Source organism: Pseudomonas sp. GM79 (assembly GCF_000282495.1).
GTDB lineage: Bacteria > Pseudomonadota > Gammaproteobacteria > Pseudomonadales > Pseudomonadaceae > Aquipseudomonas.
In genome coordinates, this window is sequence record NZ_AKJE01000059.1 from 1 (window position 1) to 15,470 (window position 15,470).

At 58.7% G+C, this 15,470-nt stretch carries 12 protein-coding genes; all 12 read left to right on the plus strand.

The features are described 5' to 3' along the window. On the plus strand, positions 1–1,734 hold a 1,734-nt coding region (bamA, locus tag PMI36_RS12780), incomplete at its 5' end, for an outer membrane protein assembly factor BamA (RefSeq protein ID WP_008072667.1). Positions 1,735–1,779: 45 nt separating this feature from the next. Next, positions 1,780–2,283 carry an OmpH family outer membrane protein gene (locus PMI36_RS12775; protein ID WP_007907155.1) on the plus strand — a complete coding sequence of 168 codons (504 nt, stop codon included), beginning with the start codon at positions 1,780–1,782 and terminating at the stop codon, positions 2,281–2,283. Positions 2,284–2,286: 3 nt separating this feature from the next. Next, positions 2,287–3,342 (plus strand): UDP-3-O-(3-hydroxymyristoyl)glucosamine N-acyltransferase, encoded by a 1,056-nt coding sequence (gene lpxD / locus PMI36_RS12770; protein WP_008072668.1) that lies wholly within the window; start codon positions 2,287–2,289, stop codon positions 3,340–3,342. 109 nt (positions 3,343–3,451) lie between these two features. Then, positions 3,452–3,892 (plus strand): 3-hydroxyacyl-ACP dehydratase FabZ, encoded by a 441-nt coding sequence (gene fabZ, locus PMI36_RS12765; RefSeq protein ID WP_007907157.1) that lies wholly within the window; start codon positions 3,452–3,454, stop codon positions 3,890–3,892. After that, on the plus strand, positions 3,889–4,665 hold the full coding sequence (gene lpxA, locus PMI36_RS12760; RefSeq protein ID WP_008072669.1) for an acyl-ACP--UDP-N-acetylglucosamine O-acyltransferase: 777 nt from the start codon (positions 3,889–3,891) through the stop codon (positions 4,663–4,665). The genes fabZ and lpxA overlap by 4 nt, the downstream gene beginning before the upstream one ends. A gap of 2 nt (positions 4,666–4,667) precedes the next feature. After that, entirely contained in the window at positions 4,668–5,795 is a 1,128-nt protein-coding gene (lpxB, locus tag PMI36_RS12755) for a lipid-A-disaccharide synthase (RefSeq protein WP_008072670.1), read from the plus strand. Beyond that, positions 5,795–6,436, plus strand: coding sequence for a ribonuclease HII (gene rnhB, locus PMI36_RS12750; RefSeq protein ID WP_008072671.1), 642 nt, complete (start codon positions 5,795–5,797; stop codon positions 6,434–6,436). Before lpxB ends, rnhB begins: the two co-directional genes overlap by 1 nt. Positions 6,437–6,518: 82 nt before the next feature. Then, a complete protein-coding gene (dnaE, locus tag PMI36_RS12745) occupies positions 6,519–10,040 on the plus strand; it encodes a DNA polymerase III subunit alpha (RefSeq protein WP_008072672.1) in 3,522 nt (1,173 codons plus the stop codon). 152 nt (positions 10,041–10,192) lie between these two features. Then, positions 10,193–11,140 (plus strand): acetyl-CoA carboxylase carboxyltransferase subunit alpha, encoded by a 948-nt coding sequence (locus PMI36_RS12740; RefSeq protein WP_008010221.1) that lies wholly within the window; start codon positions 10,193–10,195, stop codon positions 11,138–11,140. A gap of 147 nt (positions 11,141–11,287) precedes the next feature. Beyond that, positions 11,288–12,616, plus strand: coding sequence for a tRNA lysidine(34) synthetase TilS (tilS, locus tag PMI36_RS12735; RefSeq protein ID WP_008072673.1), 1,329 nt, complete (start codon positions 11,288–11,290; stop codon positions 12,614–12,616). 274 nt (positions 12,617–12,890) lie between these two features. Beyond that, positions 12,891–14,522, plus strand: coding sequence for a CTP synthase (locus PMI36_RS12730; RefSeq protein WP_008072674.1), 1,632 nt, complete (start codon positions 12,891–12,893; stop codon positions 14,520–14,522). Between the two features lie 5 nt (positions 14,523–14,527). Then, complete coding sequence (gene kdsA, locus PMI36_RS12725; RefSeq protein WP_008072675.1) at positions 14,528–15,373, plus strand: 3-deoxy-8-phosphooctulonate synthase; 846 nt, start codon at positions 14,528–14,530, stop codon at positions 15,371–15,373. The last annotated feature ends 97 nt before the right edge of the window (positions 15,374–15,470 follow it).

Below are 15,470 nucleotides of genomic sequence, written 5' to 3' on the forward strand. Positions count from 1 at the left end.
CGTGAAAAACTCTCCGGTGACCTGGAGCGTCTGCGCTCCTACTATCTGGATCGCGGCTATATCAATATGGATATCGCTTCGACCCAGGTGTCCATCACCCCGGACAAGAAACACGTCTACATCACCGTCAACGTCAACGAAGGCGAGAAGTACACCGTTCGTGACGTCAAGCTCAGCGGTGACCTGAAAGTCCCTGAAGACCAGATCAAGTCCCTGCTGCTGGTTGAGAAAGGCCAGGTGTTCTCGCGCAAGCTGATGACCACCACGTCCGAACTGATCACCCGTCGCTTGGGTAACGAGGGTTACACCTTCGCTAACGTCAACGGCGTGCCTCAGCCTCACGATGACGATCACACGGTCGATATCACGTTCGCTGTCGATCCGGGCAAGCGTGCTTATGTGAACCGTATCAACTTCCGTGGCAACACCAAGTCCGAAGACGAAGTGCTGCGCCGTGAAATGCGTCAGATGGAAGGCGGTTGGGCTTCGACTTACCTGATCGATCAATCCAAGACACGTCTGGAACGTCTGGGCTTCTTCAAGGAAGTCAACGTCGAGACGCCGGCCGTGCCCGGTGTCGATGACCAGGTTGATGTGAACTACAGCGTTGAAGAGCAGGCGTCCGGCTCGATTACCGCCAGCGTCGGTTTCGCCCAGAGTGCCGGTCTGATCCTTGGTGGTTCGATCACCCAGAACAACTTCCTGGGTACCGGTAACAAGGTCAGCGTCGGTTTGACCCGCAGTGAATACCAGAGCCGCTATAACTTCGGTTATGTCGACCCGTACTGGACTGCTGACGGTGTGAGCCTGGGTTACAACGCTTTCTACCGCACTACTGACTACGACGACCTCGACGTCGACGTGGCCAGCTATGCCGTAGACAGCCTGGGTGCGGGCGTGAGCGTCGGCTACCCGATCAGTGAGACTTCGCGCCTGACCTTCGGCCTGACCGCGCAACAGGACAAGATCAAGACTGGCCGATACACGGTTGATGAGATTTTCGACTTCGTTAATCAGGAAGGCGACAATTACCTGAACTTCAAGGCCTCGGCCGGTTGGTCCGAGTCCACGCTGAACAAAGGTGTATTGGCGACCCGTGGTCGTTCCCAGAGCCTGACTCTGGAAGCCACCACCCCTGGCAGCGACTTGTCGTTCTTCAAACTTGATTACCGTGGCCAGTTGTTCCAGCCATTGACTGAAAACTACACCATGCGCCTGCACACTGAACTGGGTTACGGCGATGGTTACGGTTCGACCGACGGCCTGCCGTTCTATGAAAACTACTATGCTGGTGGTTTCAACTCGGTTCGTGGCTTCAAGGACAGTACCCTTGGTCCTCGCAGTACGCCAAGCCAGGGCACTAACCCGGGTACGTCTCGAGATCCTGACCAGGATCCACTGCCATTCGGTGGTAATGTCCTGATCCAGGGCGGTGTTGAGGTTCTGTTCCCTCTGCCGTTCGTCAAGGATCAGCGTTCCCTGCGTACTTCGGTATTCTGGGACGTGGGTAACGTGTTCGACTCGACGTGCAAAGAGACCAGGAACGCTGACGGTTCGAAGTCCAATACGCAGTGCAACGACATTAGCCTTAGCAACATGGCCAGTTCCGTTGGTATCGGCGTGACATGGGTTACCGCGCTCGGTCCTTTGAGCTTCGCACTGGCGATGCCGGTCAAGAAACCGGATGACGCTGAAACTCAAGTGTTCCAATTCTCCCTCGGCCAGACGTTCTAAGCATCTGACCCAAGATAACGACAATGGATTTTGTAGGAGTGCATCGTGCGTAAGTTGACTCAATTGGTTCTCCTGGCGACCGTACTGGTTGCAGGACCGGCTTTTGCCGATATGAAAATCGCCGTTCTGAATTATCAGATGGCACTGCTGGAATCTGACGCGGCGAAAAAATACGCCGTGGATGCCGAGAAGAAGTTTGGCCCGCAACTGACCAAGCTCAAGAGCCTGGAAAGCAGCGCCAAGGGTATTCAGGACCGTCTGATGGCCGGTGGCGACAAGATGCAGCAAGGCGAGCGCGAACGTCTGGAACTCGAGTTCAAGCAAAAGGCCCGTGATTTCCAGTTCCAGTCCAAGGAATTGAACGAAGCCAAAGCCGTTGCCGACCGTGAAATGCTGAAGCAGCTCAAGCCGAAACTGGACAGCGCTGTGGAAGAAGTCATCAAGAAAGGTGCCTTTGACCTGGTCTTCGAGCGTGGCGCAGTGATTGATGTCAAGCCTCAGTACGACATCACTCGCCAGGTTATCGAGCGCATGAATCAGCTGAAGTAACCCATGACAGCGACTATAAAGCTCGGCCAGTTGGCCGAGTTCCTCGGCGCCACCTTGCGTGGCGACCCGAAGAAAGCAATTACTGGGCTAGCCACTTTGCAAGAGGCTGGCCCAGCTCAGTTGAGCTTTCTGGCAAATCCTCAATACCGTAAATACCTGGCTGACAGTCGGGCCGCAGCCGTATTGCTGAAGGCCGCTGACGCAGAAGGTTTTGCCGGTGATGCACTGGTGGTGCCGGATCCGTATCTGGCCTACGCGCGCGTTTCCCACTTGTTCGATCCCAAACCCAAGGCGCCTGCCGGTATTCATCCGACAGCGGTGGTGGCAGCGGACGCAGTGGTCGATCCAGCGGCGAGCATCGGTGCCTTTGCGGTCATCGAAAGTGCAGCGCGTATTGGCGCAGGTGTGACCGTTGGAGCTCATTGCTTCATCGGTGTGCGCTGCGAAATCGGCGAAGGCGGCTGGTTGGCCCCGCGCGTCACGCTGTATCACGATGTGCGCATCGGTAAACGGGTGGTGATTCAATCCGGTGCCGTGCTCGGCGGTGAAGGCTTCGGTTTTGCCAACGAGAAAGGTGTCTGGCAGAAAATCGCCCAGATCGGCGGTGTCTCGATCGGCGATGACGTGGAAATAGGCGTAAATACTGCTATCGATCGCGGCGCACTGGCCGATACCGTTATCGGCAATGGTGTGAAGCTCGACAACCAGATTCAGATCGCTCACAACGTCCAGGTCGGTGATCACACCGCCATGGCCGCCTGTGTGGGGATCTCCGGCAGCACCAAAATCGGCAAGCATTGCATGCTCGCCGGTGGCGTAGGGCTGGTGGGACATATCGAGATTTGCGACAACGTTTTCCTGACCGGGATGACCATGGTGACCCACTCGATTACCGAGCCGGGTTCCTATTCTTCCGGTACGGCGATGCAACCGGCAGCCGAATGGCGCAAAAGCGCGGCACGTATCCGTCAGCTCGATGACATCGCGCGACGACTGCGACAGCTGGAAAAGCGTGTAGGGGACGTGACCCCTGACGGTAATGCTTCATCAGATGGCTGATACCATTTCCATATCAAGTGTGCACAGCCGCTAGACTGCCTCCTTGATTTGCTAGAGGAGTGCGCGTCAGTCGCGCGCTCCCAATCTTTACATAGGCTTCCCCCCCGAAATGATGGACATCAACGAGATTCGCGAATACCTGCCTCACCGTTACCCGTTCCTGCTGGTGGACCGGGTCGTGGATCTGGATGTGGAAGGCAAGCGCATTCGCGCCTACAAGAATGTCAGCATCAACGAACCGTTCTTCAATGGTCACTTCCCTGCGCATCCAATCATGCCGGGCGTATTGATCATCGAAGCGATGGCTCAGGCTGCCGGGATCCTTGGTTTCAAAATGCTCGACGTGAAGCCTGCCGACGGCACGCTTTATTACTTCGTAGGCTCTGACAAACTGCGCTTCCGTCAGCCTGTGCTGCCGGGCGATCAGTTGATCCTGGAAGCCAAGTTCCTGAGCTGCAAGCGTCAGATCTGGAAGTTCGAATGCCAGGCTTCGGTCGATGGCAAGCCAGTCTGCTCCGCTGAAATCATCTGCGCGGAACGCAAACTATGAGTTTGATTGACCCTCGCGCAATCATCGATCCGACGGCCATTCTGGCCGACGACGTCGAAGTCGGCCCTTGGTCGATCGTCGGCGCAGGTGTGGAAATCGGCGAGGGGACAGTGATCGGGCCGCATGTGATTCTCAAGGGCCCGACCCGAATCGGTAAGCACAACCGCATCTACCAGTTTTCTTCGGTAGGCGAGGACACGCCCGATCTGAAATACAAGGGCGAAGAAACCCGTCTGGTCATCGGTGACCACAACGTTATCCGTGAAGGCGTGACGATTCACCGCGGGACCATTCAGGACCGTTCGGAAACGACCCTGGGCGATCACAACCTGATCATGGCCTATGCCCACATCGGTCACGACAGCGTTATCGGCAACCACTGCATCCTGGTCAACAACACCGCGTTGGCGGGCCATGTACACGTTGAAGACTGGGCGATCCTGTCCGGTTTTACCCTGGTTCACCAGTATTGCCACATTGGCGCCCACAGCTTTTCCGGCATGGGCACTGCCATTGGCAAGGACGTTCCAGCCTATGTGACGGTATTCGGCAACCCGGCCGAAGCCCGCAGCATGAACTTCGAAGGCCTGCGCCGTCGCGGTTTCAGCGAAGATGCGATCCACGCGCTGCGTCGTGCCTACAAGGTGGTTTACCGCCAGGGCCTGACGGTCGAGCAGGCGCTTGTCGAGCTGGCCGAACCCTCGCTGCAGTTCCCGGAAGTCGCGGTGTTCCGTGACTCCATCCAGTCTTCGACCCGCGGCATCACCCGTTAACCATGGCCAATTTGCGTATTGCGCTGGTGGCGGGAGAGGCTTCCGGTGACATTCTGGGTGCGGGCCTCATGCGCGCACTCAAGGTTCAGCATCCGGCGGTCGAGTTCATCGGTGTCGGCGGTCCGCTGATGCAGGCCGAAGGCTTGACGTCGTATTTCCCGATGGAACGCCTTTCTGTCATGGGGCTGGTGGAAGTGCTGGGCCGTTTGCGCGAGCTGTTGGCACGTCGCAAGAAACTGGTCGCAGACCTGATCGCCGAGAAGCCGGACGTGTTCATCGGTATCGATGCCCCGGACTTCAACCTCAATATCGAACTCAAGCTGCGTCAGGCCGGGATCAAGACCGTGCATTACGTCAGCCCGTCGGTCTGGGCCTGGCGACAGAAGCGGGTGCTGAAGATTCGCGAAGGTTGCGACCTGATGCTGACGCTGTTCCCGTTCGAAGCTAAATTTTATGAAGAGAAGGGCGTGCCGGTGCGGTTTGTCGGCCATTCCCTGGCCGATGCGATTCCGCTTGAGGCTGATCGCGCCGCAGCGCGGGCCGAACTTGGCTTGCCGGATGGGCCGCTGGTCGCCCTGATGCCGGGTAGCCGGGGTGGTGAGGTCGGGCGCCTTGGTGCGCTGTTCCTCGACACCGCCCAGCGCGTGCGTGCCATGCGCCCGGGCGTACGGTTCGTCATGCCGTGCGCGAGCCCGCAGCGTCGGGCCCAGCTTGAAGAGCTGCTGGCCGGTCGCGATCTGCCGCTGACCTTGCTCGACGGCAAGTCCCATCTGGCCTTGGCTGCTTGCGATGCCGTGTTGATCGCTTCGGGCACCGCTACGCTGGAAGCCTTGTTGTACAAGCGGCCGATGGTGGTCGCTTATCGCTTGGCACCGCTGACGTTCTGGATTCTCAAACGGATGGTGAAGAGTCCCTACGTCTCGTTGCCGAATCTGCTGGCCCAGCGCCTGCTGGTGCCGGAGTTGTTGCAGGACGATGCGACGGTTGAGGCCTTGGCCCAGACCCTGTCGCCACTGATCGAAGGTGGCCAGGAGCAGACCCGAGGTTTTGACGAAATCCACCGAACCCTGCGCTTGGACGCCTCCAATCAGGCAGCGGACGCGGTACTGAACCTGATTGGCAGAGCATAATGAGCAAAGCAAGCAAGCAGCTGGGCCTGGATTTTATGCTAGTCGATGAGCTTGAAGATCTGGTGGCGGGTGTCGATGAAGTCGGTCGCGGCCCGCTGTGTGGCGCCGTGGTGACGGCGGCAGTGATCCTCGATCCGAGCCGCCCCATCCTGGGCCTCAACGACTCGAAGAAGCTTACCGAAGCTCGCCGTGATGCGCTTTACGACGAAATCTGCGAAAAGGCCCTGAGCTGGTATGTCGCTCGCGCTGAAGTAGAAGAAATCGACGAACTGAACATTCTTCACGCCACCATGCTGGCCATGCAGCGTGCCGTCGAAGGGCTGCACATTCAGCCGAAACTGGCGATGATCGACGGCAACCGTTGCCCGAAGCTCTCGATGCGCGCCGAAGCGGTGATTCAGGGCGACGGCAAGGTGCCGGCCATTGCCGCGGCATCGATTCTGGCCAAAGTCAGCCGTGATCGAGAAATGGCGGCATTCGAACTGATTTATCCGGGTTACGGGATCGGAGGCCATAAAGGCTACCCGACACCCGTTCATCTGGAAGCGCTGGCCCGCTTGGGGCCTACCCCAATCCATCGTCGCTCGTTCGCCCCGGTGCGCTTGGCGTATGAAGCGCGGGAAAACCTGATCGGGAGTTAGTCGCAGGCTGATGTTTTACTCAAGGCCCGGTACAATCCGGGCCTTGTTGTCTTCACGTTTCTAGTTTCTAGACAGGATCACTATGCCGGCTTCATTCGTTCATCTACGCCTGCACACTGAATATTCCCTGGTCGACGGTCTGGTGCGGATCAAACCGCTGGTCAAGACCCTGGTCGGCATGAACATGCCTGCCGTGGCGGTCACTGACCAGAACAACATGTGTTCCCTGGTCAAATTCTATAAAGCTGCCATGGGTGCCGGGATCAAGCCGATCTGCGGCGCCGACCTGTGGCTGTCGAACAAGGATCCGGACAACTCCTTGAGCCGGATCAGCCTGTTGGCGATGAATGCGGTGGGTTATCGCAACCTCACCGAGCTGATCTCCCGTGGCTTCATCGACGGCCAGCGCAATGGCTCGGTGATCATCGAGCGCGAGTGGGTGGCTGAAGCCAGCGAAGGCTTGATCATGCTGTCGGCGGCGAAAGAGGGCGAGATCGGTCTGGCCATGCTCAGCGGCAACCCGGACGAAGCCGAAACCCTGGCTCGCGAGTGGATGGCGGTGTTCCCGGATCGCTTCTATCTGGAAGTCCAGCGCACCAGCCGCCCCAATGACGAAGAACAACTGCACGGCGCCGTGGCGCTGGCGGCGAAGATCGGTGCGCCGCTGGTGGCGACCAACGACGTGCGCTTCATCAAGCAGGAAGACTTCGAAGCCCACGAAACCCGCGTGTGCATCGGTGAGGGCCGCGCCCTCGACGATCCGCGGCGTTCGAAGAATTACAGTGATCAGCAATACCTCAAAAGCGCCGAGGAAATGGCCGAGCTGTTCAGCGACTTGCCCGAGGCGCTGGAAAACACCGTCGAGATCGCCAAGCGCTGCAACATCGACGTGAAGCTGGGCAAGCACTTCCTGCCCAACTTCCCGATTCCCGATGGCATGACCATCGACGAGTACTTCCGCAAGGTTTCCTTCGACGGTCTGGAAGAGCGCCTCACCGTTCTGCTGCCCAAGGACACCACTGAAGACTACGAAGCCAAGCGTCAGGTTTATGTCGACCGGTTGAATTTCGAGCTGGATATCATCATCCAGATGGGCTTCCCCGGTTACTTCCTGATCGTGATGGACTTTATCCAGTGGGCCAAGAGCAACGGCGTGCCGGTCGGTCCTGGTCGTGGGTCGGGCGCCGGGTCGCTGGTGGCCTATGTGCAGAAGATCACCGACCTCGACCCGCTGGAATATGACCTGCTGTTTGAACGTTTCCTTAACCCGGAACGGGTTTCCATGCCCGACTTCGACGTCGACTTCTGCATGGACGGCCGTGACCGCGTGATCGATTACGTGGCCGAAAAATACGGCCGTAACGCGGTTAGCCAGATCATCACCTTCGGTTCCATGGCGGCGAAAGCCGTGGTCCGTGACGTGGCGCGGGTGCAGGGCAAGTCCTACGGTTTGGCGGATCGTCTGTCGAAGATGATTCCGTTCGAAGTCGGCATGACCCTGGAAAAGGCTTACGAGCAGGAAGAAATCCTGCGCGACTTCATCAAGGTCGATGAAGAGGCAGCGGAAATCTGGGAAATGGCGCGCAAGCTTGAAGGTGTTGTGCGTAACGTCGGCAAACACGCCGGTGGTGTGGTAATCGCGCCGACCAAGCTGACCGACTTCTCGCCGATTTATTGCGACGAAGCGGGCGATGGCCTGGTAACCCAGTTCGACAAGGATGACGTTGAGGCGGCCGGTCTGGTGAAGTTCGACTTCCTGGGGCTGCGGACGCTAACGGTCATCGACTGGGCGCTGAAAACCATCAACCGCGATCGCGCCAAGGTCAACGAGCCGCCGCTGGATATCGCCTTTATCCCGCTGGACGACAAACCGACCTACACGCTGTTGCAAAAAGCTGAAACCACCGCGGTGTTCCAGCTCGAGTCGCGCGGCATGAAAGAGCTGATCAAAAAGCTCAAGCCCGACTGCCTGGAAGACTTGATCGCACTGGTGGCCCTGTTCCGTCCGGGCCCGTTGCAATCGGGCATGGTGGACGACTTCATCAACCGTAAGCACGGTCGCGCGGAACTCGCGTACCCGCACTCGGATTACCAGTACGAAGGCCTCAAGCCCGTCCTGGCGCCGACTTACGGCATCATCCTGTATCAGGAACAGGTGATGCAGATTGCCCAGGTCATGGCCGGTTACACCCTTGGCGGTGCGGACATGCTGCGTCGAGCCATGGGTAAGAAAAAACCCGAAGAAATGGCCAAGCAACGCGGCGGTTTCATTGAGGGTTGCGCCACCAACAATATCGATGCCGACCTGGCCGGTAACATCTTCGACCTGGTAGAAAAGTTCGCCGGTTACGGCTTCAACAAATCCCACTCCGCCGCGTATGGCCTGGTGTCGTACCAGACCGCCTGGCTGAAAGCCCACTACCCGGCGCCGTTCATGGCCGCGGTGCTGTCGGCGGATATGCACAACACCGACAAGGTCGTGACCTTGATCGAAGAAATTCGCACCATGAAGCTGCGTCTCGACGCGCCGGATGTGAATACTTCGGAGTTCAAGTTCACGGTGAATGACGAAGGCCGCATTATTTATGGCCTCGGTGCAATCAAGGGTGTGGGCGAAGGGCCGGTGGAAGCAATCACCGAGGCGCGTCAGGACGGGCCGTTCAAGGATCTGTTCGATTTCTGCGCCCGTGTCGATCTCAAGCGGATCAACAAGCGCACCCTGGACGGTTTGATCCGCAGCGGCGCGCTGGATCGTCTGGGCCCGTATTTTCATGACGAACCCAAAGCCTATCAAGCCAGCATCGACCAGAACCGCGCGGTCTTGTTGAACGCGATGGAAGGGGCGATCAAGGCTGCCGAACAAACCGCGCGCACCCACGACAGTGGTCACGCCGACCTGTTTGGCGGGCTGTTTGTCGAGGAAGACGCCGACGTCTACGCCAATCATCGCAAGGCCAAGGAACTGACCCTCAAGGAACGCCTGAAAGGGGAGAAAGATACCCTGGGCCTGTACCTGACCGGTCACCCGATTGACGAGTATGAAGGCGAGATTCGTCGCTTCGCCCGTCAGCGCATCATCGACCTGAAGCCGGCTCGCGATACGCAGACGGTCGCGGGCATGATCATCGCCCTGAGAGTGATGAAGAACAAAAAGGGCGACAAGATGGGTTTCATCACCCTCGACGATCGCTCCGGCCGGATCGAAGCCTCGCTGTTCGCCGACGCCTTCCACTCCGCGCAGTCGCTGTTGCAGACCGACGCGATGGTGGTGGTCGAAGGCGAAGTCAGCAATGACGACTTCTCTGGCGGCCTGCGGCTGCGGGTCAAGCGCGTGATGAGCATGGAAGATGCGCGCACCAACCTGGCCGAAAGCCTGCGCCTGAAATTGCACACCAAGGATTTGAAGGGCGATCAGCTACGCTGGCTGGGTGAGCTGTTCAAGCGCCACCGCGGCGCGTGCCCGATCACCATGGAGTACACCAGTCCCGATGCGAAGGCCTTGTTGCAGTTCGGCGAGACCTGGCGGATCGATCCGGCGGATGCCTTGATTCAAGCCCTGCGTGACCAGTTCGGGCGAGACAACGTCTTCCTCCAATACCGTTGACGGTCAGGTGCCATTCCTTACCATTGGAACGCGCCTGATCCTGACCCAAATTTTTAATCTCGACCTGAACGCGCCTGTCCCTTAAGGTAGGGCGCGAATAGACAACCGGCCGGCCCAAGCTCTCTTGGAAGGTCGACCCAAGACGGACGCCTATGAACCCGAATTTTCTAGATTTCGAACAGCCGATCGCCGACCTGCAAGCCAAGATCGAAGAGTTGCGCTTGGTCGGTAATGACAATTCGCTGAATATCGGCGATGAGATCTCCCGCCTGCAGGACAAGAGCAGCACGCTGACCGAAGACATCTTCGGCAAGCTGACCAGCTGGCAGATCGCACGTCTGGCGCGTCACCCGAAACGTCCGTATACCCTGGACTACATCGAACACATCTTCACCGAGTTCGACGAACTGCACGGCGACCGTCACTTCTCCGACGACGCTGCGATCGTTGGCGGCATTGCCCGTCTGGACGACCAGCCGGTGATGATCATCGGTCACCAGAAAGGCCGCGAAGTGCGCGAGAAGGTTCGCCGCAACTTCGGTATGCCCCGTCCTGAAGGCTATCGCAAGGCGTGCCGTCTGATGGAAATGGCCGAGCGTTTCAAAATGCCGATCCTGACCTTCATCGACACCCCGGGTGCTTACCCAGGCATCGACGCCGAAGAGCGCAACCAGAGCGAAGCAATTGCCTGGAACCTGCGCGTCATGGCTCGTCTGAAAACCCCAATCATTGCCACCGTGATCGGTGAAGGTGGTTCCGGTGGTGCATTGGCGATCGGCGTCTGCGATCAGCTGAACATGCTGCAGTACTCGACCTACGCGGTGATTTCGCCGGAAGGTTGCGCTTCGATTCTGTGGAAAACTTCCGAGAAGGCTCCGGATGCTGCTGAAGCCATGGGCATTACTGCCGAGCGTCTGAAGGGCCTGGGTATTGTCGATAAAGTGATCGGCGAGCCATTGGGCGGCGCTCATCGTGATCCGGCCGCTGCGGCTGCCTCGATCCGCGCCGAGCTGAGCTCGCAACTGGCGATGTTGAAGAAGTTCGATAACAAGGCGCTGTTGGCCCGTCGTTACGAGCGTCTGATGAGCTACGGTCTCTGATCTGACGCAGATTCGGCTGACAATAGAAAAAACTGTGGGAGCGGGCTTGCCCGCGAAAGCGATGTAACATTCAACGAATTTGTTGGCTGTTCCGCCGCCTTCGCGAGCAAGCCCGCTCCCACATTTGATTTGTGCGAAGTGATCGATATGAGTCAGCCCACGATTGATTTGCCTGCCAGACTCCTGCTGAATCTTGCACCGTGGCGCAACGCGACAACCTGGCGCATCGCCTTCTCCGGTGGTCTCGACTCCACCGTCCTGCTGCACCTACTCGCCCATCTCGCAAAAATCCAATCCCTGCCGACGCTGACCGCCATCCATGTCCACCACGGCCTTCAGACTGCGGCTGATGCGTGGCCGGAACATTGTCAGTCGGTCTGTGATGCGTTGGGAGTGCCGCTAGAAGTCGTGCGCGTTCAGGTTGAACCCGGCGCCAGCCTTGAGCGTGCGGCGCGGGATGCGCGTTATGGCGCCTTCATCGCGGCGACTCACGTCGGTGACGTGCTGCTCACGGGCCAACACCGCGACGATCAGGCGGAAACCCTGTTGTTTCGGCTGATGCGTGGGGCAGGGGTGAGAGGGTTGTCAGGAATGCCGAGCGAGCGTCCTTTGGGTCGGGGGCATCTGTTGCGGCCGTTGCTCGACGTAACGCGTGCCGAGCTTGAGGCCTACGCGACTGAATATCAGTTGGGCTGGATCGAGGATCCGTCGAACCAGGACCGCCAGTTCTCGCGCAATTATCTGCGTCATCAGGTGTTCCCGGTGTTGACTGCGCGCTGGCCGCAAGCGGTGGCGACCATGGCGCGCAGCGCTGCGCATCTGAGCGAAGCGCAAGAACTGCTCGATGAATTGGCGCAAATCGATCTGGCCCGTGCCACCACGGTCAGCGATTTCGATTGGCTGGGCTTGCCGTTGCTGGAGCTGGCGCCACTGGAAAAACTGTCTGATGCGCGGCAACGCAATGCGCTAAGCCATTGGCTCAAACCGCTGACGACTTTGCCAGACAGCGACCATTGGTCGGGTTGGGAAAATTTGCGCGATGCGACCGGCGATGCGCGTCCGGTCTGGCGGCTGGCGGCGGGTGAATTGCATCGCGCGGGTGGGCGTGTCTGGTGGTTGTCAGGTGGCTGGCTGCGCACTCCGCCATCCCCGGTGTCTTGGGCTGATCCCTCGCTATCACTGGCGTTGCCGGATAACGGTGTACTCACGTTCACCGGTCAGATCCCCGTTGGCCCGCTGCAGATCCGCTATCGTGAGGGAGGCGAGGTGATGAACCTGCCCGATCGCGGCCACCGTGACCTGAAGCGTTTGCTCAACGAAAGCGGTGTGCCGGGCTTCGCCCGTGGCAGATTGCCGCTGGTCTACAGAGGCCAGCAATTGCTGGCGGTGGCGAACCTGCGGGGGCTAAATGGCGGTGAGCAAAGTGGCTGGCATTTGCATTGGCAGCCGCAGATCGAAGATCAAGGTTTGAGCTGAAAGGGGCTTTCCGGTAGACTACGCTCCCTTCTTGATACAACTTCTGTGGATTCGCCTGAATCGCAGGAGTTGCCGATTACCAAGCAGTCTTTGCTGGGCGATTCCAAAAAATGTGTAGCGAGCAACCTTCCGGTGTTTCATCTACCGGTCTGTCCCAACGCGGCGGTTTTTTTGAAAGGTGCACTGTGATTAATGCAGGTGATCGGGGGCTTCGGCCTTCCTTCGCTTTCCCCGGCGGCTCGGACCGCTTTAACGCAGACTTCTAGGGTTTTTCATGACGCGCTACATATTCGTCACGGGCGGTGTTGTTTCTTCATTGGGGAAAGGCATTGCCTCGGCTTCATTGGCGGCCATCCTGGAGGCGCGGGGACTTAAGGTCACCATGCTGAAGCTGGACCCGTACATCAACGTTGACCCGGGCACCATGAGCCCGTTCCAGCACGGTGAAGTGTTCGTCACCCACGACGGCGCCGAGACCGACCTGGACCTGGGCCACTACGAGCGGTTCATCCGCACGACCATGACCCAGAACAACAACTTCACCACTGGCCGTGTCTACGAACACGTCCTGCGCAAAGAGCGCCGTGGTGATTACCTGGGCGCAACCATTCAGGTGATCCCGCACATCACCGACGAAATCAAGCGCCGGATCATCAAGGGCGCCGGCGATGCCGACGTGGCCATGGTCGAGATCGGTGGCACCGTGGGTGACATCGAATCGCAACCGTTCCTCGAAGCGATCCGTCAATTGCGTTTCGAAGTCGGCGCCAAGCGCGCGATGCTGATGCACCTGACGCTGGTGCCGTACATCGCCACTGCCGGCGAAACCAAAACCAAGCCGACTCAGCACTCGGTCAAGGAACTGCGTTCCATTGGCCTGCAGCCAGACGTGCTGGTATGCCGTTCCGATCACCCGATCGACATCTCTTCGCGTCGCAAGATCGCGCAGTTCACCAACGTTGAAGAACGTGCGGTGATCGCGCTGGAAGACGCCGACACCATCTACAAGATCCCGGGCATTCTGCACTCCCAGGGCCTGGATGATTTCGTTGTCGAGCGTTTCGGCCTGCAATGCGACAGCGCCGATCTGTCCGAGTGGGAAGCGGTGGTAGATGCCAAGCTGAACCCGGAGCACGAAGTCACCATCGCGATGGTCGGCAAGTACATGGAACTGCTGGACGCCTACAAGTCGCTGATCGAAGCGATGAGTCACGCCGGCATCAGCAACCGCACCAAGGTCAACCTGCGCTACATCGATTCCGAAGACATCGAAAACCAGGGCACCGCGCTGCTGGAAGGCGTCGACGCGATTCTGGTACCAGGTGGCTTTGGTCTGCGTGGCGTTGAAGGCAAGATCACTGCCGTTCAATACGCTCGTGAAAACAAGATTCCATACCTGGGTATCTGCCTGGGCATGCAAGTGGCCGTTATCGAGTTCGCTCGTAACGTCATGGGCTGGAAAGACGCCAACTCCACCGAGTTCGATCGCACCAGCGGTCACCCGGTGGTGGGTCTGATCACCGAGTGGGAAGATGCCACCGGCGCAGTCGAAACCCGTACCGAAACCTCCGATCTGGGTGGCACCATGCGCCTCGGCGCTCAGGATTGCCTGCTTGAGCCAGGTTCCCTGGTGCACGATTGCTATGCCAAGGACGTGATCGTCGAGCGTCACCGTCATCGCTACGAAGTGAACAACAACCTGCTGCCGCAAATCATCGAGGCCGGTCTGAAAATCTCCGGTCGTTCCGGTGATGGCGCGCTGGTTGAAGTGGTCGAAGCACCGGATCATCCATGGTTCGTCGCTTGCCAGTTCCACCCTGAATTCACCTCGACACCGCGCGACGGTCATCCGTTGTTCAGCGGCTTCGTCAAAGCCGCTTTGGCCCAACACCAGAAGAAGGCGTAAACCAGATGGCACAGAAGATCATCCGCGTAGGCAACATCGAAATTGCCAACGACAAGCCAATGGTGCTGTTCGGTGGCATGAACGTGCTGGAAAGCCGCGACATGGCGATGCAGGTCTGCGAAGAGTACGTAAAGGTCACCGAAAAACTCGGCATCCCTTACGTGTTCAAGGCCAGTTTCGACAAGGCGAACCGTTCTTCTGTGACCTCTTACCGTGGCCCCGGCCTGGAAGAGGGCATGCGGATTTTCCAGGACATCAAGCAAGCCTTTGGTGTGCCGGTCATCACCGACGTCCACGAGCCTGATCAGGCCGCGGTCGTCGCTGAAGTCTGCGACATCATCCAGTTGCCGGCCTTCCTGTCGCGCCAGACCGACCTCGTGGTCGCGATGGCCAAGACCGGCGCGGTGATCAACATCAAGAAAGCCCAGTTCCTCGCGCCTCAGGAAATGAAACACATCCTGAACAAATGCGTAGAAGCCGGTAACGATCAGTTGATCCTCTGCGAGCGTGGTTCGAGCTTCGGCTACAACAACCTGGTCGTCGACATGCTTGGCTTCGGCATCATGAAGCAGTTCGAGTACCCGGTGTTCTTCGACGTGACCCACGCGCTGCAAATGCCTGGCGGTCGCTCCGATTCAGCCGGCGGTCGTCGTGCCCAGGTCACCGACCTGGCCAAGGCAGGCATGAGCCAGTCGCTGGCCGGTCTGTTCCTCGAAGCGCACCCGGACCCGGACAACGCCAAATGCGACGGCCCTTGCGCCTTGCGCCTGGACAAACTGGAACCCTTCCTGGCCCAGCTCAAGGCACTGGACGAATTGGTTAAAAGTTTTCCGACAGTAGAAACCGCGTAAACCCCGATTCTCCGGTAAAGTACTGCACGGTTTAACGCTCAGGCCCTCGGGCTTGAGCCTTATCGTCCGCAAGCCTGCCCCCTGTCTGTCACTTGCC

Coding starts and splice junctions, on each gene's coding strand:
- lpxD (WP_008072668.1), top strand. CDS start 2,287: ATGACAGCGACTATAAAGCTCGGCCAGTTGGCCGAGTTCCTCGGCGCC.
- fabZ (WP_007907157.1), top strand. CDS start 3,452: ATGATGGACATCAACGAGATTCGCGAATACCTGCCTCACCGTTACCCG.
- lpxA (WP_008072669.1), top strand. CDS start 3,889: ATGAGTTTGATTGACCCTCGCGCAATCATCGATCCGACGGCCATTCTG.
- lpxB (WP_008072670.1), top strand. CDS start 4,668: ATGGCCAATTTGCGTATTGCGCTGGTGGCGGGAGAGGCTTCCGGTGAC.
- rnhB (WP_008072671.1), top strand. CDS start 5,795: ATGAGCAAAGCAAGCAAGCAGCTGGGCCTGGATTTTATGCTAGTCGAT.
- dnaE (WP_008072672.1), top strand. CDS start 6,519: ATGCCGGCTTCATTCGTTCATCTACGCCTGCACACTGAATATTCCCTG.
- PMI36_RS12740 (WP_008010221.1), top strand. CDS start 10,193: ATGAACCCGAATTTTCTAGATTTCGAACAGCCGATCGCCGACCTGCAA.
- tilS (WP_008072673.1), top strand. CDS start 11,288: ATGAGTCAGCCCACGATTGATTTGCCTGCCAGACTCCTGCTGAATCTT.
- PMI36_RS12730 (WP_008072674.1), top strand. CDS start 12,891: ATGACGCGCTACATATTCGTCACGGGCGGTGTTGTTTCTTCATTGGGG.
- kdsA (WP_008072675.1), top strand. CDS start 14,528: ATGGCACAGAAGATCATCCGCGTAGGCAACATCGAAATTGCCAACGAC.